At 70.4% G+C, this 19,233-nt stretch carries 15 protein-coding genes and 1 pseudogene; 6 read left to right on the plus strand and 10 right to left on the minus strand.

Going from position 1 to position 19,233, the window contains the following annotated elements:
* Nucleotides 1-169: 169 nt before the first annotated feature.
* Entirely contained in the window at nt 170-2,983 is a 2,814-nt protein-coding gene (locus AB0I71_RS14025; protein WP_357584410.1) for an AAA family ATPase, read from the minus strand.
* Between the two features lie 64 nt (nt 2,984-3,047).
* On the opposite strand from AB0I71_RS14025, the pseudogene AB0I71_RS14030 reads away from it, so the two are divergent.
* A pseudogene (locus AB0I71_RS14030) lies at nt 3,048-3,229 on the plus strand (DUF397 domain-containing protein).
* Nucleotides 3,230-3,307: 78 nt separating this feature from the next.
* Here AB0I71_RS14030 and AB0I71_RS14035 read toward each other — a convergent pair.
* Together AB0I71_RS14035 and AB0I71_RS14040 are read right to left on the minus strand one after the other, a co-directional pair.
* Nucleotides 3,308-4,891: a DUF2075 domain-containing protein gene (locus tag AB0I71_RS14035; RefSeq protein WP_357584412.1), complete on the minus strand. Its 1,584-nt coding sequence runs from the start codon at nt 4,889-4,891 to the stop codon at nt 3,308-3,310.
* 477 nt (nt 4,892-5,368) lie between these two features.
* On the minus strand, nt 5,369-5,725 hold the full coding sequence (locus AB0I71_RS14040; protein WP_357584708.1) for a nucleotide pyrophosphohydrolase: 357 nt from the start codon (nt 5,723-5,725) through the stop codon (nt 5,369-5,371).
* A gap of 143 nt (nt 5,726-5,868) precedes the next feature.
* On the opposite strand from AB0I71_RS14040, the gene AB0I71_RS14045 reads away from it, so the two are divergent.
* From AB0I71_RS14045 to AB0I71_RS14065, 5 genes are all read left to right on the plus strand, one after another.
* Nucleotides 5,869-6,234, plus strand: coding sequence for an MmcQ/YjbR family DNA-binding protein (locus tag AB0I71_RS14045; RefSeq protein WP_357584414.1), 366 nt, complete (start codon nt 5,869-5,871; stop codon nt 6,232-6,234).
* A gap of 100 nt (nt 6,235-6,334) precedes the next feature.
* Nucleotides 6,335-6,925 (plus strand): dihydrofolate reductase family protein, encoded by a 591-nt coding sequence (locus AB0I71_RS14050; protein ID WP_357584416.1) that lies wholly within the window; start codon nt 6,335-6,337, stop codon nt 6,923-6,925.
* Nucleotides 6,926-7,294: 369 nt separating this feature from the next.
* A complete protein-coding gene (locus AB0I71_RS14055) occupies nt 7,295-9,427 on the plus strand; it encodes a PQQ-dependent sugar dehydrogenase (RefSeq protein ID WP_357584418.1) in 2,133 nt (710 codons plus the stop codon).
* A gap of 19 nt (nt 9,428-9,446) precedes the next feature.
* Nucleotides 9,447-10,424 carry a sugar phosphate isomerase/epimerase gene (locus AB0I71_RS14060; protein WP_357584420.1) on the plus strand — a complete coding sequence of 326 codons (978 nt, stop codon included), beginning with the start codon at nt 9,447-9,449 and terminating at the stop codon, nt 10,422-10,424.
* 118 nt (nt 10,425-10,542) lie between these two features.
* The gene (locus AB0I71_RS14065; protein WP_357584422.1) at nt 10,543-10,875 is read left to right on the plus strand and encodes a hypothetical protein; all 333 of its coding nucleotides are present in this window, start codon (nt 10,543-10,545) and stop codon (nt 10,873-10,875) included.
* Between the two features lie 12 nt (nt 10,876-10,887).
* On the opposite strand, the gene AB0I71_RS14070 is transcribed toward AB0I71_RS14065, so the two are convergent.
* The 7 genes from AB0I71_RS14070 to AB0I71_RS14100 form a co-directional block, all read right to left on the minus strand.
* Nucleotides 10,888-13,845: a hypothetical protein gene (locus AB0I71_RS14070; RefSeq protein ID WP_357584424.1), complete on the minus strand. Its 2,958-nt coding sequence runs from the start codon at nt 13,843-13,845 to the stop codon at nt 10,888-10,890.
* 109 nt (nt 13,846-13,954) lie between these two features.
* Nucleotides 13,955-14,806, minus strand: a complete 852-nt coding sequence (gene pdxY / locus AB0I71_RS14075; RefSeq protein WP_357584426.1) for a pyridoxal kinase PdxY — start codon at nt 14,804-14,806, stop codon at nt 13,955-13,957.
* A gap of 109 nt (nt 14,807-14,915) precedes the next feature.
* Nucleotides 14,916-15,881: a zinc-binding dehydrogenase gene (locus AB0I71_RS14080; RefSeq protein WP_357584428.1), complete on the minus strand. Its 966-nt coding sequence runs from the start codon at nt 15,879-15,881 to the stop codon at nt 14,916-14,918.
* The gene (locus tag AB0I71_RS14085; RefSeq protein WP_357584430.1) at nt 15,881-16,243 is read right to left on the minus strand and encodes a hypothetical protein; all 363 of its coding nucleotides are present in this window, start codon (nt 16,241-16,243) and stop codon (nt 15,881-15,883) included. Before AB0I71_RS14085 ends, AB0I71_RS14080 begins: the two co-directional genes overlap by 1 nt.
* Complete coding sequence (locus AB0I71_RS14090; protein ID WP_357584432.1) at nt 16,240-17,145, minus strand: extradiol ring-cleavage dioxygenase; 906 nt, start codon at nt 17,143-17,145, stop codon at nt 16,240-16,242. Before AB0I71_RS14090 ends, AB0I71_RS14085 begins: the two co-directional genes overlap by 4 nt.
* Before the next feature lie 12 nt (nt 17,146-17,157).
* On the minus strand, nt 17,158-17,946 hold the full coding sequence (locus tag AB0I71_RS14095; protein ID WP_357584434.1) for a citryl-CoA lyase: 789 nt from the start codon (nt 17,944-17,946) through the stop codon (nt 17,158-17,160).
* Complete coding sequence (locus AB0I71_RS14100) at nt 17,943-19,139, minus strand: CoA transferase (protein WP_357584436.1); 1,197 nt, start codon at nt 19,137-19,139, stop codon at nt 17,943-17,945. The genes AB0I71_RS14095 and AB0I71_RS14100 overlap by 4 nt, the downstream gene beginning before the upstream one ends.
* Between the last annotated feature and the right edge of the window lie 94 nt (nt 19,140-19,233).

Raw genomic sequence — 19,233 nt, forward strand, 5'->3', positions numbered from 1 at the left:
GATCGGCTCCGCAGCCGGCTGGGCAGGTGGGCCCGGGGCAAGCGGAGTCGGCCGACGCAGCCAGGCCGGGACCACCGGACCGGCCGGCTGGACCCGACCGGGGTACGCCGGACCAGGGACCCGGTAACTCCAGCACGGCGCGGGCCGGACGGCTTGAGTACCGGAGTACTCAGATCCGGCCGACCGGGTGCTCAGCCGGTCCACCCGAGCCTGCTGGCCCACTCGGCTCACGCAAGCTCGCCGGCTGACGAGGCTCGCCGGCGGGCCGGGGTGCGACCCGGTCATCGCCGGGGGCCAGGTCCAGCGCCCGGCGCAACTCGGCCCGGCCGGTCACGCCGAGTTTCCCGTACGCCCGGTGCAGATGGTTCTCGACCGTCCGCTCCGCCAGGTGCAGCCGGCTGGCGATCAGCCGGGTCGGCTCGCCCCGGGCGGCGGCCAGCGTCACCTCCCGCTCCCGCTCGGTCAGCCCGCTCAGCGGGCCGGCCATCCGCAATGCGGGGGTGGCCGCAGCTTCGGTCCGGCCGAGTTGGACCTCGACGAACAACTGTGCCCGGGCCGCCGGTCGGGGCTCACGTGCCATCCGCCAGGTCCCGGCCGCCCGGCTCGCCGCCTCGGCGGCGTGCAGCGGCAGGCCGTACCCGGCGAACTCCTGGGCGACGGTGAACAGCGCGGGCGCGTCGGTCGCCGCGGCGTACCGGACCACGAGCTGACCCAGAACCCAGTTTGACGGGGGCGGAAACCGGTCGAGCAGCCGGACGGCGAGGTCCGACTCTCCGAGTCGGACCAGGTCGAGAGCACCGAGGACCGCTGATCCGACGGCACCCCGCTCGCCGTGCCGGGCGATCTCCTCGCCGAGCACGGCACGGACACCGGCCTGGTCGGACCGGACGGCGGCGTGCCAGGCCAGTCCTCGGGCGACCTCCATCTCGAACAGTCGATTCCGGTCCGGGCCACCCCGGTGCCGGTCCAGGTCGGCGGCGGCCGCGGCGACCTCGGCCGCGGCGCCGTGCTGGGCCGCTGCCTGCAACCGCAGCGCCGCCGCCCACCGGCACACCGGCAGCGCCCGCTGTAGACGATCGGCGACGACGTACGCCTCGGTGGCCCAACGCAGCGCGGTCGCCGGCCGTCCCAGCAGCAACGCGATCAGGCCGAGCGTGAACGCGCCGAGCGCCTGTGCGGCTCGGTCCGGCGGATGCAGGCTCGCCTGGTACGTCTGCTCGGCCTGCGCCAACGCGCCGAGCGGGTCGAGCAGGTTGCACCGGGTCCAGGCGCCGGCCGGACGCATGCTGTCTCCATGCACCCGGCTGGGTCCGGTGTGCCGGGCCGCCAGCGGCACGACCTGGGCGACCAGGTCCGCGGTCTCGGCGTACCGGCCGGCCAGCATCAGTGCTGCCGCGGCGGCGCTGCCGGCGGCGAGCCGGACCTCCACCGTGTCCGCCGCCCGGTACGCGGCCAGCGCGGGCTCCATTGTGGAGCAGTCGAGTCCGTACGAGCGCAGGTAGTAGCGGGAGACCGTGAGTGCCTCCTGCCACCGGGGGTCGGTCACCGGCGCCGCGTCCAGCACCTGCCGGGCGGCCCGCAGATCATCGGCCTGATGGGCCAGCGCGGCGGCGTGCTGGATGGCGACCTCCGCCCGCTCGGCGTCGTCGATGGACTGCGTGGCCAGGTCGGCGCAGCGGGTCAGCGCCTCGTCGACCCGTCCGAGCGCGAGCATCGCCCGCACCTCGACCAGCCCGGCGGGTACCCCGGCACCGTTGTCGTAGGCGTGCCGGGCCAGCCGCTGCACGAGGGCGTACTCCCGGATCATCGCCGCCTGGTCCGCCGCGGCAAGCATCCGCTCCGGGTGCACCGTCCCGCCGCCGTCGAGACGCCACAGCGCGACCCGCATGACATCCTCGTCTCGGCGGATGTCGACCGCGTCGAGGGCGTCGGCGAGCCGCCGGCTGTACCGCAGCCGAGCGAGTTCCGGCAGATCGGCGCGGAGTAGTTCGCCGTAGAGCGGATGGCTCAGCCGTACGTTCCGGCGCTGCCCGGAGGCATCAACGGTGAGCAGCCCGCGTCGCTCCAGCGCCTCCAGGCTGGCCGCACCGACCAGGTCCACGGCGGCGGCCAGCGGAACGGGCTCGCCGAGGGCCAGCAGTTCGAGGTCGTCCTGCTCGACCCGCTCGGAAACGGCGAGCCGGTCCCGGAGCAGCTCGACGAGCCGGGGTGGCGGACGCAACGGGCCGGTCAACCGCCACACCCCGCCGGTCCGGTCCAGGACGCCGGCTTCCCGGGCGGAGATCAGCAGTTCTCGGAGGAACAGCGGGTTTCCGCCGGTCGCCTGCCGCAGCCGGCGCAGCGTGCGGCCCTCGACCGGGCCACGCAGCGCCAGGTTGACCAGGGCATCCGTGTCGGTGTCGGACAGCGGGGCAAGGTCGATACGGAGCACGTCGCGGTCTTTCCACAGCGCGGTCACCGACCCGGCCGCCGCGCTGCCCGGCCCGGTGGAGAAGGCCGTGCCGAGTTCCTCGACGCGGAGCGTAGCCAGCAGGCTGATGCTTCGTTCGACGACCAGTTGGTGTACGACGGTGGCGGAAACCTCGTCGAGCAGGTGCGCGTCGTCGACCAGCAGCACGGTAGGGGCGCCTTCGACCAGCCGTCGCAGCCCACGCAGTCCGCGCTCGACCAGTCCCACGGCCGGTGGCATCGGATCCTGTCCGGTACCGGACGGTGCAGCGGGATCCCGGGCGGCGTCGGGCAGCAGGCCAAGGAGCGCGGCGAGCGGGAGTCGGCGACCTCCCACGGTGGGCCGAACGGTCAGTACCCGCCGCCCGGCCGCCCGGGCATCGGCCGCCGCTTCCTGTGCCAGTCGGGTCTTGCCGACCCCGGCGGCACCGGCGAGCAGCACCCCGGCGACACGGCCGGACCGCACGGCCGCCGTGAGGGCCGCCAACTCGCGCTCTCGGCCGGTCAGCGGCATCGCCTCCAGGCCCGGCAGCATGCGGGCAGGGTATCGGGCGGCGCAACACCGGCACGGGGATGCTGGCCCGGTCAGCGCGGCGACCCTGGCCAGCACTCCCGCCGACAGCGGCGACAACGGCGGCGACTGCATCGAGGTCGCCGACAACCTCCCCACCTCGTCGCCGTCCGCGATTCCAAAGACCCCGCCGGGCCTGCTCTGGTCTCTACCCCTGCCGCTTGGACCGCCTTCGTCCACACTGCTCGGTCGGCGAACCCGACCGGCTGACGGAACACACAGCCGACTCCACGATCATCTTGTTGCGGCAGTTCAGCCGTTCTGCCCGATCGGCTGTTCACAAGCCTGCTACCCGGCATCCGAATCGTTACCGCTGGGTTCAAAGCAGATTTCCACTTCGCGGTCGGGCCTCACCAGACCAGCCAGGAAGTCACGGGTCTCGGGGTCGACGGAGTGGATTATCGACCCGCGCATGCCGCGGGTCAGCAGGACCTTGTAGGTGTTGCGAATCAGCCGGTCCGCTTCGTCGTCGCTGACCGCCTTACGGCTACGCAGTGCCGGGTCCTTCGACTCGCTCCACCGGGTCACCAGTCGGCCGTCGCGCGCCACCAGGTCGGGCCCGATGATGACACCAGACCAGTCGTACTCGAATCCCTGCGCGGTGTAGACGCAGCCCACCTGGTCGAAGCCGTTCGGGTCGGTGGCCCAGAAGGCGCTGCCGGGAGCGTCGCCCACACTGCGGTCGCTCTTGACGTTCCATGGTCGTGCCCAGCCGCAGACCACCACGTCCGGCACCAGGGTGCCGTCGGGCCGAGGGTCGCTCCACGGCCAGCAGTAGCCAGCCGACATCCGGGCCGTCTGGCCCGGCTCGCCGGCCGTGCCCGTCGGCGTCTGGCGGACACGCAGGAACGCCTCCAGTTGCGTCGGGGACTCCGCGAGCCGCAGATCGAACCGTCCGTCGCCGGCCCACACGGTCGGCCCATCGCCGTCGAGGCCGAGCAGGGTGAGCACCCACTCCTCGTACGCCGCGCTGCCGCCGCACCGGAACTGGTCGTGCAGTGAGACGACCTCGACCTCCAGGCCCAGCTTCTCGGCGTACGCCGAGATGACCTCGACGTTTCCCAGCTCCCCCGGTTTGACCACCTGGTGCTCGTCGAGCAGGAAGACCGGCACGCGGGCGGTCGAGATCAGCTCATCCAACTGCGGCCTGGCCCGATCCCGTCGGGCCTTGGGCGTGTAGCGGTTGACCGAGGTCTCCCGAATCCGATGCGCCTCGTCGCAGAGCAGTACCTCGATGTCGTTGGTCTCGGCGTCCATGAAGCTGTTGAAGTACTTGAACATGCCCTGCAGCCGGGTCGAACCACGTCCGGCGTAACGACGCAGGGTCTGGGTGAACGCCCGGGAGCCGGTGGCATGCAGCACCGTTCGGCCCTGACGGGCCAACTCGCCCATCACCGACAGCGCGATGACGCTCTTGCCGCTGCCCGGCCCGCCGGCCACCACCACTGCCCGTTTCCGGGTCGCGGTCCGCGCCCGCTCCACCGCGTGCAGCACCAACTCGTACGCGACGTGCTGCTCGTCGAGCAGGGTGAACTGTGACCGATCCTTGAGCTCCTGCGCGGCGTACCGCAGCAGATGCCGGCTGGGCCGGACGGTGCTGGTGAGGAACCGGTCGGCGGCGGCCGCGCCGGACTTCGGCGCGAACCGCGACTGGAGATACGTGAGCCATTGGCCGCGGCGCTGTTTGGTGAAGAGCCGGCTCTGCTCGGTGGCTGGCCGGTCGAGCAGGTCCGCGATGTCCCGGTCGACAGCGTTGTGCAGGTACGCGGCACCGTGCAGCGGATACCGCTCGCGGCCCAGGACGCCGAGAAAATCGGTGAGGTACTGACAGTAGTCGGCGACCTGCACGCCGGGGTGCAGGTCGCGGTCCACGTGCGTGCTCGACAGCGACCAGGGTGTCGGATTCCTCGTACGCCGTCGCGTAGGACCACTGTTTCAGCTCGACGACCAGATAGGAGTCGTTCCCGCTGCCCGGGTCGACGCCGGCGAGCACTGCGTCGATGCGTCGACTGGTCAGGGGCAGTTGGTACTCGACCAGGACCTCCACTTGGCCGAGACCCGCGTCGGCGAGGTCCTGGGCCAACACCGTCAAACTGCTCTTCCACGACCGCCGCTCTGCCGGACTCACGCCGCGACGCATCGACCACAGGTGCTCGCCGACCCGGTCGGCGAGGGTACCGTCGGTGGCCAGACGCAGCAGATTGGCGGCGGACGAACGGAACGCCGACATTGGCACATGCCCCCAGGCAGCACGATGTGATCGTGCGGATGGGGGGCATATCCGTGCACCGGAAGCCCGTCGGACCGCTTGACTCTGTGCACATTACCGAGTCGGACAAGTGGCCGCGGTTAGCCGGGGCTGTCGGTCGACCGCGCCTTGGCGGCTGAGCCGTGCGACCGCTCGACCGGGTAACGGCGGGCGGCCTCGGTCAGCTTGTCGGTGGCGGCGGTCACCGGGTCGATGCCCAGGATGTCGCACAGGCGAGCGAGGTAGATCATGACGTCGCCGATCTCGGCACGCACCCTGGCGCCATGCTCGGGATCGGCCATCACCTGCGCGGACTCCTCCGGGGTGAGCCACTGCAACTCAGCCAGCAACTCCCCCACCTCCCCGGCGAGGGCCATCGCCAGGTTCTTAGGGGTGTGGAACCGCTGCCAGTCCCGCTCGTCGGCGAACCGGCGCAGCCGGTGCACGAGATCGGCCAGCCCGGGGTCGTTCGGTTCGTGTTCCACGAGGCCGAACCCTACCGCCGCCAGCTAACCGATGGCGGTGAGTGCGGACCGTGCCCTGCCCGGACCGGCCTCCAGCGCTTCTCAGTTGTGTCAGACCCTTGTCGTAGCTTGGGCCGATGACCGACATGGTGGCGATCGTCCGGCGGGCCTGCCTGCGTCTGCCCGAGGTCAGCGAGCGGCAGAGTCACGGCACGCCGACCTGGTTCGTCCGGGGCAAGAGGTCGTTCGCCACCGTCTGGCCCGACGGCCATCACCAGGACGACTTTCCGCATCTGTGGTGCGCCGCTCCGGCAGGCGCCGCCGCCGAACTGATCGCGGAGAACCCGCACACCTACTTCCGCCCGCCCTACGTGGGGCATCGCGGCTGGGTGGGCGTACGCCTCGACACCGGCATCGACGAGGCCGAGCTGGGCGAGATCATCGAAGACGGATACCGGGCGGTGGCACCGCCGACCCTGCTCGCCCGCCTCGACGCGCCCTGACGGGCGTGCGGGCGCGACCTGCGGCGGTGAGCCGTGGCAGCAGGCTGCGGAGAGGTAGCGTCCGCACCAGGAAGAAGATCGCTATCACCTGGGAGGCGAGATGCCGGGTCGGTTCGTGTACTGGATGAACGTGTCGGTCGATCTGCGGATCGAGCGTGACCCGGGTGAGCAGGGCGGCGGCGACTGGATGCGTATCGGGGAGTCGTTGCACCGGGAGTTCAACGCGCGGGCTCGGGCGATGTCGCTGATGGTGGAGGGTCGCACGATCTACGAGACGATGGAGGCGTTCTGGCCGGCCGCCCGCGACGACGAGTCTCTGCCGGGCTTCCTGCGTGAGTACGGTGAGATCTGGACCTCGATGCCCAAGGTGCTTGTCTCCAGCACCCGCACCCACGCCGGGCACAACACGCGGGTCATCGGTGGCGACGACGCGGTCGAGCAACTCGCGCGGCTGCGGGAGCAGACCGCCGGCGACATCGGGGTCGGCGGCGCCACCCTGGCCACCAGCCTGCTGCGGGCGGGGCTGCTCGACGAACTACTGCTCTTCACCCACCCCGTCGTGCTCGGCACCGGTCGGCCGCTGTTCGACGCGCATGACGAACCGGTCCAGCTCGACCTGATCGAGCAGGCGTCGTTTGATCAGGGCGTGACGATGCACCGGTACGCGGTCCAGGACCGCCGGGTCGTCTGACGGGCCGCGCTGAGCCGTCCATCCGACAGGCACCGCCCTCAGCCACTGAGGGCGGTTTTTCCTGCGTGGACATTGCTTTCGCTGCCTGTACCGAAAGTTCACCTTAATTCGGCAGAAGCCATAGACACATCGACATCGCTTTTGTTAACTTCACCCCGGATGTTACGTCGAGGTGAACCACCGCAGGGGCCAGCGCCTCGCCCGTGACCTCCGACGGCCCCTCGGACACCTACCCCAGCTCCCAGTTTCCGCGCCCGCGCCGCCTACCGGCGGTCCACCGGGCCGTTCGGTGCTGCCCGACACCCGGAGGAGAAGCCCAACCAGTACGTCCCGACCTGCCCGACCCGTCCTCACACCAAGGAGAGGCAGTTGAAGAGACGACTCGCGCTCGCCGTGGCCGGCCTGACGACCATCGCACTCGTCGCCCCGCCCGCAAGCTCGATGGCCGCGCCGACCACCCCCACGGCCGCGCCCGGCACCACAAGTCCCCCACCAGACTCGGCCTTCCAGAAGGTCACCCTCAACGACCGGCCCGGCGAGCCGATGGACCTCGCCGTGCTGCCCGACGGCCGAGTGCTGCACGTGACCCGCGCCGGCGTGGTGTGGCTGCACAACCCCGACACCGGCCGCAACACCATCGCCGCCACCCTCGACGTCTACCAGCACGACGAGGAGGGCCTCCAGAACGTCGCGATCGACCCGAACTTCGGCCGGGGCGGCAACAACTGGGTCTACCTGTACTACTCGCCACCGATGAACACCCCTGTCGACGACCCGTCCACCCCGGACGTCAACGAGGGTGACGCGCCGGCCTGGGGCACCGAGGAGGAGCTCGCGCCGTTCCAGGGTGTCATCCGGCTGTCCCGGTTCCGCCTGGTCAAGGACACCCTGGACCTGCGCAGCGAGCAGCAGATCCTCGACGTGCCGGTGGATCGGGGCATCTGCTGCCACGTCGGCGGGGACATCGTCTTCGACGCCAAGGGCAACCTGTACCTGTCCACCGGGGACGACACGAACCCGTTCGAGTCCGGCGGTTACGCCCCGATCGACGAGCGGCCCGGTCGCAACCCCGCGTACGACGCGCAGCGCACCTCGGCCAACACCAACGACCTGCGCGGCAAGATCCTGCGGATCAAGGTCGGCGCCAACGGCAGGTACACCATCCCCAAGGGCAACCTGTTCAAGCCCGGCACGCGCGGCACTCGGCCGGAGATCTACCTGATGGGGCTGCGTAACCCGTTCCGGATCGAACTGGACCGCAAGACCGACGACCTGTACGTCGCCGACTACTCACCGGACGCCGGCCAGCCCGATCCGCTGCGCGGTCCGGCGGGACACGGCAAGTGGTTCGTGGCGCGCAAGGCCGGCAACCACGGTTGGCCCTACTGCATCACCCCGCAGCTGCCGTACCGGGACTACGACTTCGCCACCGAGGAGTCGGGTGCGGAGTTCGACTGCTCGGCGCCGGTGAACGAGTCGCCGAACAACACCGGGCTACGCAAGCTGCCCGCGACGCAGCAGCCGGACGTGTGGTACGGCTACAACCTCTCCCCCGAGTTCCCGGAGCTGGGCACCGGCGGCATCGGCCCGATGGCCGGTCCCGCGTACCGCTTCGATCGCGCCACCACCCGGGGCCGCAACCCGGTGGCGTGGCCGGCGTACTACGACGGCAAGCCGCTGTTCTACGAGTGGACCCGCGACTACGTCAAGGCGTTCCAGCTGGACCGGCGCGGCAAGCTCAGCGGGATCGAGCCGGTGCTGCCTTCGGTGGTCTTCGACAACCCGATGGACCTGGAGTTCGGCCGCGACGGCGCGCTCTACGTCCTCGAGTACGGCGACGGGTTCTTCAGTGAGAACCCGGAGGCACAGCTGGCCCGGATCGACCACATCGGCTGGGACGGCAACCGCAGTCCGGTCCCGGCGGTCTCGGCCAGCCAGACCGCCGGTCTGGCCCCGTTGACCGTGGAGTTCTCCAGCGAGGGCACCACCGATCCGGACGGCGACCGGCTGCGGTACGAGTGGTACCTGGACGACGACGACCGGGTCGATTCGCGGTCGGCGAACCCGACGTTCACCTACCGCGAGAACGGCAGCTACGAGGCGACGCTGAAGGTGACCGACCAGAAGGGGCGTTCGGCGTCGGCGTCGGTACGCGTGGTGGTCGGTAACGCCGAGCCGGTGGTCGAGCTGGTCGCGCCGGTCGAGGGTCAACCCTTCGCCTTCGGCGACACCGTCCGGTACGAGGTGCAGGTCACCGACGATCAGCCGGTCGACTGTGCCCGGGTCAGCGTCACGTACATCCTCGGCCACGACGACCACGGCCACCCGCAGACCACCGCCAACGGCTGCACCGGCTCGATCCTGACCACCGTTCCCTCCGGCCACGACCCGGAGACCGACAACCTGTCCGCCGTGTTCGTCGCCTCCTACACCGATCCCGGTGACGACGGCCTGCCGCCGCTGACCGGGACCGACCAGGTCGTGCTGGTTCCGGGCGTGTAGACCCACGAGAGGAGTCATCATGTGTTACGGCTACGACGGGATGGCCGCGCTGCGGCGTTCCGTCCTCGATAGACGGGGCCTGCTGCGCGGCTCGGTGGCCGCGATGGCCGGTGTCGGCCTCGCCACGGCGGGGGTCGGCGCGACAGCCGCCGCCGCCAAGCCCGGCCACGGTCCCGGACACGGGCACGGTCCCGGGCATGCCGGCCGACGGCGGGTGCCGCCGGGGCTGATCAGCATCCAGTTGTGGACGGTCCGCGACGCGTTGAACGGCGAGCCGGGGTACGACGCCACGCTGCGGCACCTCGCCCGGATCGGCTACCCGAAGGTGGAGCTGGCGCTCGGCTACTTCGGCCGCAACGCCGCCCAGCTCCGTCGCTTCCTGGACAGCATCTGCGTCAAGGCGACGTCCAGCCACGACGGGATCAGCGAGACCCCCGCCGCGCTGCGGGAGAAGATCAGCAACGCGGTCACCCTGGGTCAGAAGTTCATGGTGGTGCCCTACCTCTACTCGGAGAACGCCGACGACTGGAAGCGGTGGGCGGAGCAGATGAACGTCGAGGCCGCCGCGGCGGCCCGAGCGGGTCTGCGGTACGGCTACCACAACCACGCCCACGAGTTCACCATCGACCTCGGCGGCGGTCGTACCCCGTGGAACATCCTGACCGAGGAGCTGGATCCCCGGCTCGTCCACCTGGAGATCGACATCTACTGGGCGGTCACCGGCGGCATCGAGTCCGGTGACGGCGTGACGGACCCTGAGGGCTTCACCCTGGACGTCATCCGCTCCGCCCCGCAGCGGGTGCTCCAGTACCACGTCAAGGACCGGCACGCCGCCGACGGCGACATGGCCGACCTGGGCACCGGGATGATCGATTTCGCGCGAATCTTCCGGAAGCACTCGGTGCTGGAGTACATCGTGGAGAACGACACTCCCGACGTGACACCTCAGCGCACCGCCGAGATCGGCTACCGCTACCTGCGCAACCTGCGGTACTGAGGATCGCGGCGAAGGCGTCCGGGACGGGGGCGTCAGGGCCGGCCACGGTCGGCCCTGACGCCTGCGGGCGGTGGCGCAGCCGAGCTGCCGCCGGCGGAGCCGATGCTAAGGTCAGGCGGTGCGGAATGTTGACTTCTACGCACTGTCGGCGCAGGTGCTGCCCGCCCTCGCGATCGCGCTGGTGCTTCAGCGTTGGTCCACGTTCGTCGGATACGGCATGAGTCGGCTGTCGACGGGACGGCAGAGCCTGGTCTTCCGGTCGGCGCCGCTCGCTGTGCTGCTCGCCGTGTTCGCGCTGGGTGAGACCGCCTCGATGCTTGTCGTTTTCCTCGGCACCACGGGGACCCTGCCCCTTGTTGCCGGTCCGGTGGTCTGGATCAGCCTGGTGATCCTCCTGGTCGCCATGTTCATCTCGGCCTTCACCAGGGTCAGGCTGCACGAGTCGCAGTAGGACGCCGCCACGTCAGGCGAGCGCGGCGTACGGGTGCCCGTCGTCGGTCTTGCCGACCGTGATCCGCTGATCCACCATGGCCACGGCAGTGACCAGTTCGAGCAGCGAGGCAAAACCCAGCGCCCGGTAGTTGAATCCGGGAGACCGGGCCAGGAGCCTGTTCCCGAGCTGCGACAGCAGCATCGTCGACGCCCCTTCGAACAGCCCGTCCTGAATCACCGTGACGACGAAGTCGCAGATCTTCCGGTCCGGTGCCTTGGCCACCTGACGGGCCGGCTTCGCCGCCCCCGACTGTCCTGTCCTACTGGCGGGCAATTCCACCTCGAGCACGATCGGACAGTACTGCGACCATTCCAGGAACCGCTCGCGATGGTGGTCGTCGGTGTCCCGCAGGTGAGTTCCGAGTGACTTGGCGATTCCCGCCCGCAAGGCGGGTGTCAACCGCCCGGTGCTCTCGATCACGGACGCGCAGGAGAGGATCTGATATGGGAGGAGAACCGGAAGAGTCGAGGTCGGGCCCTCGGAGGCGTAGGCGTAGAGGAAGCCCTCCACATGCCGCACGCTCGAGTGCCACAGGTTCCCGGCCCAGATTCGCTCCCGCAACTGTTGCACGTCGGCCGCGACGTCGCCGATGCCACGTTCCCAGGAGCTTCGGCCGATCGCCATCACGCGGGAGGCCGCGAGCAGCGGCCACATCGACCGTAGGGCCGATGCCGGTGACGTCGGTGACGTGACCGCCATCAAGCTACGGTGCCAGAACTCCGCCTCCTTCTCGGCAACCTGGCTGACCATCATCACCACGGCGATCGAGACCTCCTGCGCATATCTCTTGCTGGCGGCTTTGAGCAGGGAGGTGATCAGAGCATGGTCGTCCGTGTCGATGGCAAGCACCAGCAGCCGTGCGCGAGCTGGCCAGGACCGCTGCCGGTCCCCGGTCTGGAGCATTTCCTTTGCCAAATCGATGATTGTCGGATCGGCCGACAGGTAGGCGAGATCCGCCGCTACGCAGGCGGCGCCGTCGTAGGACGTGCGGTGGGGGTACAGCAGGTGGAAACCCTCCGCCGGATCCCCCTGCTCGCCCAGGTCCCGAGCGTGCCGAGCGGCCCAGGCGCCCGCGCTCGGCCCACCCAGGGGTACCCGCTGGACGCGTGGTGCGGGGATCGGCACCTCGCCGGCCTCGGTCGACATCGACTCCGTCGAGGAGCGTGCTACGAGGTCCCCGCCCAGGGCGTTTTCCAACTCCTCCGCGAAGTCCTGCTGGTCGCTGATCTCCGACGGCGTACCGGTGGGGACGAGTTCGTCACGGCCCGTGGCGCCCCGCTTCGTCCGCCCCCGCTTACCCCGCCGCCGCGGGGTCGGCACGAGCGGCGACTGCGACGGATCGTGGTCCGGGCCGGTATCGTCCCCGGTCGGATCCGAACCCGCCGGGTCGCGCTCGTCGGCTTCCACGAAACCGTCGATCTCGCTGGCCTCCGCCGCCCCGAGCCGGAGTTCGGCGCCGTGGATCGAGGGGTAGAACGCCGGGCGGTAGAGGGGTGGCACCAGGTAATGTTCGCCGTCGTTGCGGAGGAAACCGACGTACCGCAGGACGGTGAGGACCTCCTCCAACTCCTCTCCGTCGACACCCAGTCGCTCCGAGATCTTCTGGCGGGTGAAGCGGACCGTCTTGCCGCGCAGCTTCTCGATGTACGTCCGGGCGATCGTGCTCTCGGCGTACAACGTGTCCTGTAGTCGAGCGACGGAGAGCTGCTTGTAGCCGACGTTCAGCGCGCGCGGGGACAGGAACAGATCCGCCCCCATCGCCGCACCGGGCGGGCGGTCCCGCATGATGATCTGGATCTGCGCGATCTGAGCGCTGCGCAGCAGCGTCAACACGTTGCGCGGGTTGAACTCCCGGGTGGCGTCCACCGTGACCAGCAGCAGCCAGACCAGCGGGTCCTGGTTCTCGACCCGCTCGGGCAAAATGCTGCGACAGAGCTTACGGCGGCCAGCCCTGGTGCCGAGCATGTTCCTCACCGCGGGGTCCACCACCTCGTCGCTGCCGGCGGTGATCCGGAGGGCGACAAGGTGCAGGATCGAGTCCGAGTCCCAGTGGATCCGGGTGGTGCGCAGGTGGGTGGCGTTGACGAACCCGTCGGTCTGGGTGATCCGGTCAAAGATGTCGATGCGCAGGAAGAGCTTGGGCCGCATCCGCGTCCCGTAGCTGCACACGTCGAGATGCGCTCTCAACAGGCCACGAAGTGCCGAGACCTCGATGTCCCGACGGTCGGGAAAGGCCTCGTCCAGCCGATCGAAAAGAATCCATAGGCGGAGGTTGAGCTGCTCCAATGCCTCGTAGATGAGATCCAGCAACCCTTCAAGGATCTCGAGGGTGACCGGCTCCGCCGTTCCCGCTGAGGTACCGGACTCATCCACCGGCCAGGCCACCCGGCCACGGTCGGCTTTCGCGTCCGAGACGGTGATGGTCGTCTCCAGTTTGGGGCGTACCCGCGCCAGTACCCGCCGCCACACGGCGTGCGGGTTCGGTTCCTCCACCAACAGCCCGCAGCTGCGCATCCCGTTGTGCAGCGAGCTGACGTTGACCGCCTCGGCAAAGGTCCGGAGTATGTAATTGCCGGCCAAGCCGACCATGTACGCCAGAAACAGCTCCCGGTAGACCGCCTCGTCGTCGGCGTCGATCCGGTTGGTGAGCCGCTTGAACAGAATCGAGCCGCGGATGTTGAAGGCGGGCATGATGATGACATCTGACAGCTCGTCGATGTCGGCGTCCGGGCGGCTCAGAAACCGCGCGATAGCGCTCTTTCCGGTCCCCTTCGCGCCGATGACCAGGTCGGTCTCGTCGTGCACGAGCGCCCAGTAGGTGCCGGTGCGAATAAAGTACGAGTCGAGGCGTTCGTCATGCTCGGCGACGTCCTGGCCGAACCTCAGTTTGCCGACCGTACCGATTTGGAGACTGCGCTGTTCAGACATCCGCGCTCCGTTCGCCGGGCTTCGCGCGAGATCATACTATGGCTGGTAACAGTGTCCCGGCCGTCCGAATCGCACGGTCGCAGGTGAATGTCCTTCGTTCTGGCCGGTTCTAACGCAGGCGGCGCGCGGGAAAGCGCGGCGGCGGGTCAGCGATGGCATCCTGGGCGGTGACCAGTTGGAGTTCGCGGGTGCCGGCGGCCAGGGTGGCCTCCAGCACCGCGAAGATCGAGGCGGTGGTGCGTTCCAGCGCGGTGGCCGGCGAACCCGTCGTGGACAGGTGCGCCAGGTACAGGGCGGCGGTGACGTCGCCGCCGCCGTTGGGGGTGATCGGCAGCAGCGGGGTGGTCACCGCCCAGGCGCCGGCGTCCGAGACCGCCACCACCTCCAGGGTGTCCGCCGGCAGGTCGCCGTGCAGCACGCTTGTCACCAGGACGTGGCGGGGCCCGGTGGCGCGTACCGCGTCGACGGCGGTCAGCAGGTCGTCGACCGTGTTCGTCGAGCGGCCGGCGAGGAACTCCAGCTCGAACTGGTTGGGGGTGACGATGTCCGCGCGGGGCACCACGACGTCGCGTAGGTACTCCGGGATGCCGGGCCGGACGAACATGCCCCGGCCGACGTCGCCCATCACCGGGTCGCAGCAGTAGAGGGCGTCCGGGTTGGCGGTCTTCACCAGGGTCACCGCGTCGAGGATCACCGCGCCCATCGCCGGATCCCCCTGGTAGCCGGAGAGCACCGCGTCGGCGTCGCCGAGCACGCCACGGTCGGCGATGCCGGCGATCACCTCGGCGACGTCGGCGGGGGCGAGCAGCGGGCCGCGCCATGCGCCGTAGCCGGTGTGGTTGGAGAAGTGCACGGTCAGCACCGGCCAGACCTCGTGGCCGAGCCGCTGCAACGGGAACACCGCCGCCGAGTTGCCGACGTGGCCGTAGGCGACCGAGGACTGGATGGACAGGATCTTCACCGTCTCATCATGGCGGTCGGCGGTCCTCGATGGGGCCGGGGTCCCGCTACCCGGCCGAGGCGGCCGCCGGCCGACCAGGCGGTAGTGAGCCGACCGGGCTGGTGGCGGCTCAGCGTCTCGGCATGGTCAGCACGATCCGGCTGGATGCCCGACCGTCGGCCTGCCGGGTCCACGCGTCGGCGACGTCGGCCAGTGGCACGGTCTCGTGGGCCGCGGCGAGTCGGCCGGCGGCGACGTGATCGGCGATCTCCCGGATCGCCCGCGCCCGCTGGACCGGGTCCAGTTCGTTGTTCGTGTACCCGAGGATGCGCAGTGAGCGGCTGCGCAGCGTCGCGGAGTCGAACGGCGCCTGTTCGCCGGCCGAGCTGCCGAGGTTGACCAGCCGGCCGTGCGGGGCGAGGGTGCGCAGCGCCGCGGCGGCCGGTACCCCGAACAGGGGGTCGAGCACGAGGTCGCCCGGCCCGTCGCAGGCGTCGACCAGCCGGCCGGCGAGGGTGTCCACGTCGTCGCTGTCGGCGAGGGTCACCACGGCGTCGGCCCCCAGCAGCCGGGCCCGGTCCCGGGCGGCGGCCGACCGGGCGGCCGCGACGACCCGCCGGGCACCGTGCAGCCGGGCCAGTTGCACGGCGGCCTGACCGACGACGCCGCCAGCGCCGAGGATCACCACCTGCTCCCCCGGGCGCAGCTCACCACGCCAGGTAAGCGCCATCAGGGCGGCCACCGCGGAGAGTCCGAGGGCCGCCAGGATGGTGTCGACGCCGTCGGGCAGGGCGACCACGTCGGCGTACGGCACGACGCAGTGTTCGGCCATGCTCCCGTCCCCGGGACGCATCCCGGCCGTCGTGGCGAACCACACGGCGGTGCCGTCGTCGAGGTGGCCGACACCCTGAACGCCTGGCACGTACGGGGTTGCCGGTGTGCCGAAGTACGAGGTGCCGGTGGCGCAGAGGACATCCAGCGGGGTGATCGGGGCGGCGGCCACTCGGACCCGCACCTGCCCGTCGCCGGGTCGTGGTGGTTCGCGACGTTCGACGGCGGGCGGGCGGCCGCAGGCGGTGATGACGGCGGCGTCCATCAGGTGGCGATGTCCGGGTACGGCAGCGAGAAGTGCGCCAGCCGGCGGGCGTACTCCTTCTGGAACCCCAGCGGTTCGGGGTGGTCGCGTTCGAACATGGCGATGAACAGGGTGAGGGTCAGGAACGGGTGGGCACCCAGCTCGAACAGCTTGACGTAGTCGTGGGTGGCCAGCGCCTCCCGCTCGATCTCGTCGAACCGCAGCCAGGTGCTCGCCTCGGGGACGTGACAGTTGAGGATCTGGTTGGCGCGTTCGGCCTCCCACCAGGTGACCGTGCCGCGCGGGTCGTCCCGGTAGCGCTCGACCAGGTCGGGGTCGCGGTCGACGGTGTAGAGGAACTTGTTCAGCAGGTACCTGCTCATGCCGCCGCCCTCCCCTGCTGGGCGCCGGCCTGCTCGGCCTCGGTCGGTGCGCCGCCCGGGTACCAGGTGAAGTACGCCTCCATGGTGTGGAACAGGTCGAGTGTGTCGACGTAGTCGGCCTTCGCGCCCTCCCCGGCGACGCCCATCATCAGCATGAAGTCCATGAAACCGTGGGTGGCGTTGCCGGGGGCGTGCAGGCTGTCCAGGGTCACCTCGGACAGGCAGCCCTCCAGGTCGCCGCTGGCGATCCACTCCACCGCCCGGCGGTCGAACTCCGGGTCGGGGCCGTGCGCGCCGAACTGCCGTGGCCCGCCCAGTTCCAGCGACAGGTGTCCGGTGCCGACGACGGCGACCCGCTGGTCGCCGGGCCAGGACTCGACAAGCTCGCGGATGGTCCGGCCCAGCTGCACGAAACGTTTCGGCTGCGGCAGCGGTGGGGCGAAGATGTTCGTGTAGACCGGCACGATCGGCAGGTCGGCCTCGGGCCGCAGGGTGATGATCGGGCAGGTGATGCTGTGGTCGATGCGCAGCTCGTTGCTGTACGCCAGGTCGAAGCCGGCGTCGAGGCCCTCACGCAGCAGGTACGCCGACAGGTCCTCCTGGCCGCGCAGCACCATCCGGGGCAGGCCGAACTCGCGTTCCTCGTTGTACCAGTTGGCGTCGTAGAACGGCGCCTTGCCGACGAGGAACTGCGGCATGTTGTCCAGCCACAGCTGGTGGAAGTGGTCGGAGCCGACCATCACCAGCACGTCCGGTCGGGCCCGGGTGAGCGTCTCCCGGAATGCGGTGATCTTGCGTACCCATTCGTCGGCGAAGGGTGGCCGGTCCTCACCCTGGGCGGTGCTGGCCCGGTAGTAGAAGGGGTGGTGGGTCGAGGCGATGACCGCGGCCAGTGTGGCCATGGACGGCTCCTCTCAGGACGGGTCGGGCGTGGTGTAGGTGGCGTTGCGGTCGACGGTCAGGTAGACGTCCATGCCGATCGGGGTGCGGCGTTCCTCGGCGAGGTGCCCGAGCAGGCCGGCGGCGCGGGCCAGCAGCGCGAAGCCGCGCAGCAGGTCGACCGGCAGGCCCAGGTCGGCCAGGGCCGCCCCACAGACCCCGGCACCGTTGAGCGGCAGGGTCCGGCCCAGCACCTGCGGGTGGACCCGACCGATCGCCTCGAACAGCCGCAGGTGCGGCCCGCGCAGCTTCTCCTCCTCGGCGATGCGGATCAGCACCGGCGTACGCGGATCCTCGGTCTTGTGCACGGGGTGACCCAGTCCCGGGACCAGCCGCCGGGCGGACCGGGCGGCGGTGACTGCGTCGCGGGCCACGTCGTCGAAGCCGGCGTCGTCGACGGGCAGGGGGCCGTCGACGGCGGCGAGCGTGTCGGCGAGGAACCGGCCGCAGTCCTCGGTGACGCCGAGGAAGCGGGAGCCGCCGCCGAGCAGTCCGGCGGCGAGGGCTCCCTGAAGTGACTCGGGGGCGCTGAGGTAGGTCAGTCGGGCGGCGATGGCCGTCGGCGTGAACCCGTGGTCGGCGAGCGCGACGAGCACCGCCTCGAAGACGCGCACCTCGGACGGGGTGGGGCGACGCTGCGCGACGAGCCAGAAGGCGAGTTCACCGAAGCCGACGTGGCCCATCAGGTCGGCGGCGAGATCCTGGCCGAGCAGCCGGATGCTGCTGGCGTCGGAGGTGCCGATGGACGTCGGGAAGCTGGTCACTGTGGGTCCTGCCTCTCGATGAGCCACCTACGGATCTCGGTGCCGTGCTCGTCGAGACCGGGCGGTGGCAGGTCGTAGCGGGCCGGGGTGGCGGAGAAGGTGATCGGGTGCCGGACGCTTGGCACCGCCCGGTCGCCCGCGCCGACCTCGACGACGGGGTCGAGGTCGAGTTCGTCGGCGAGTGCCACCCCGCCGTCGATGGTGTTGATCGGCGCGCACGGCACACCTGCGGCGATCAGGTCGCGGAACCACTCGTCCTTGCCCCGGGTACGCAGCCGCTCCAGCAGCAGTGGCCGCAGCTCCTCGCGGTTGGCGGTGCGGTCCTGGTTACGCCCGAAGCGCGGGTCGGCCACCAGCTCCGGTACGCCGAGCACCTCGCAGAGCTTGGCGAACTGACCGTCGTTGCCGGCGATGACGACGAGGTCACCGTCGGCGGTGGGCAGCGGCTCGTACGGGAACAGGCTCGGGTGGGCGTTGCCCATCCGGTAGGGCACGGTGTCCCCGGCGACGTAGGCGCTGGAGTGGTTGACCAGGCCGGACAGCGCCGACGAGAGCAGGTTGACCTCGACGTGCTGGCCGGGCCCGTCCACGCCCCGGTGGTGCAGGGCGGCGAGGATGCCGATGGTGGCGTGCATGCCGGTCATCACGTCGAACACGGAGATGCCGGCCCGGTACGGCGAGCCGTCCGGGTCGCCGGTGAGGCTCATCAGGCCGGAGATCGCCTGCACCATCAGGTCGTAGCCGGGCAGGGCGGCACCGGGGCCGGTGCCGAAGCCGCTGATCGAGGCGTAGACGACCCGGGGGTTGGCGGCGGCCACCGTGTCGTAGTCGAGCCCGAAGCGGCGCAGCCCGCCCGGCTTGAAGTTCTCGATCAGCACGTCGGCCCGGCCGGCGAGGGCACGGGCCACCGCCAGGTCGTCGGGGTCGCGCAGGTCCAAGGCGATGGAGCGCTTGTTGCGGTTGATCCCGAGGTAGTAGGTGGAGACGCCGTCGCGGACCGGCGGCATCCAGGTGCGGGTGTCGTCGCCGCCGGGGCTTTCCACCTTGACCACCTCGGCGCCCATGTCGGCGAGCAGCATGGTGGCGTAGGGCCCGGCCAGGATCCGGGAGAAATCGGCGACCAGCAGGCCCCGCAGCGGACCACCGCCCGCCGTCGGTTCCGGTTCGTGGCCGTGCTCGGTTGCCATCGTCATCCCACTCCCGACCGCTAGGCGGACATCTGTCCGTGACTGCCGAGTATTCGAGCGGATGCGCGCCATGTCAACCGTTGACACCTGCCGGAACCGA

It is taken from the genome of Micromonospora sp. NPDC049891 (genome assembly GCF_040660295.1).
Taxonomy (GTDB): domain Bacteria; phylum Actinomycetota; class Actinomycetes; order Mycobacteriales; family Micromonosporaceae; genus Micromonospora.

What these genes read in the sequence shown, in the direction of transcription:
- AB0I71_RS14045 (WP_357584414.1), top strand. Translation starts at nt 5,869, where the DNA reads ATGACCGACATGGTGGCGATCGTCCGGCGGGCCTGCCTGCGTCTGCCC.
- AB0I71_RS14050 (WP_357584416.1), top strand. Translation starts at nt 6,335, where the DNA reads ATGCCGGGTCGGTTCGTGTACTGGATGAACGTGTCGGTCGATCTGCGG.
- AB0I71_RS14060 (WP_357584420.1), top strand. Translation starts at nt 9,447, where the DNA reads ATGTGTTACGGCTACGACGGGATGGCCGCGCTGCGGCGTTCCGTCCTC.
- AB0I71_RS14025 (WP_357584410.1), bottom strand. Translation starts at nt 2,983, where the DNA reads ATGCTGCCGGGCCTGGAGGCGATGCCGCTGACCGGCCGAGAGCGCGAG.
- AB0I71_RS14100 (WP_357584436.1), bottom strand. Translation starts at nt 19,139, where the DNA reads ATGACGATGGCAACCGAGCACGGCCACGAACCGGAACCGACGGCGGGC.
- AB0I71_RS14090 (WP_357584432.1), bottom strand. Translation starts at nt 17,145, where the DNA reads ATGGCCACACTGGCCGCGGTCATCGCCTCGACCCACCACCCCTTCTAC.
- AB0I71_RS14085 (WP_357584430.1), bottom strand. Translation starts at nt 16,243, where the DNA reads ATGAGCAGGTACCTGCTGAACAAGTTCCTCTACACCGTCGACCGCGAC.
- AB0I71_RS14070 (WP_357584424.1), bottom strand. Translation starts at nt 13,845, where the DNA reads ATGTCTGAACAGCGCAGTCTCCAAATCGGTACGGTCGGCAAACTGAGG.
- AB0I71_RS14080 (WP_357584428.1), bottom strand. Translation starts at nt 15,881, where the DNA reads ATGGACGCCGCCGTCATCACCGCCTGCGGCCGCCCGCCCGCCGTCGAA.